The sequence below is a fragment of the Vibrio sp. 378 genome (genome assembly GCF_033339435.1).
In genome coordinates this window covers 1-687 of sequence record NZ_JAWOUO010000580.1, presented here as the reverse complement: position 1 = coordinate 687, position 687 = coordinate 1, and the positions used below count along the sequence as shown (strand labels likewise).

The following is a 687-nucleotide window of genomic DNA, read 5'->3' as shown; positions in this document are numbered from 1 at the left end:
ACAATAGATCAAGCTGCAAGTCGGTAATGGTTGGCCATGCAGTATCAAAACTGAATTTCGCGTCTTTTAAGCCAACCCATGCCTGGAACATGCCGTTGTGCTCTTTGTAAGGAAAATCTCCTAACTCGCCATACCACAGCAATTTGGCCGTATTTACTTTACCGCTTTGAATGGCGGTCGATAGGTAATCCGTCAGATCTTGGCCTAATGCCAAGGTTGGCAAGTAACGCCAAGTTTCACCAGCGTTGTAGAGATCCGCCTCAGCATAAAACGATAGGAATGGGCTTTGCTCTTTAGGGAAATCGAGTCGAAATGCGCCCAACACTTGAAGGTCCGGAGTCGCAGCCGTGACTTTATCCGACCACAAACGCCAACCTGTCTCATCTTGCTGCCAGATGATGTCGACTTCGCCTTGCTTGATGTTCAATGGGGCTTGGAATACATCCCCGTACGGGAAAACATCATCAATGACCGTGACTTTCGCTTTCGCTTGCTTCAAGTCACCCGCAACGCTGCCTTGCACATGTTGAAAGCCCGGCAACAGTTCCCATTGAGTCATAGCTAACTCATCGAGGTCTGCCGAATAACGCAGCGTATCTAAGCCACCATTCATGGCTAAACGAATGTCTTCAACACGACCTTTCGGCGCTAACTTATTGAGTAAGTCACTGGTTGATTCCGATTCCG

1 protein-coding gene is annotated in these 687 nt (G+C 48.5%); it reads right to left on the bottom strand.

The window, feature by feature from the left end; genetic code table 11:
- The coding region (locus R7Q48_RS27645; protein WP_318133473.1) for a DUF3971 domain-containing protein at positions 1-687 on the bottom strand (687 nt) is incomplete at both ends.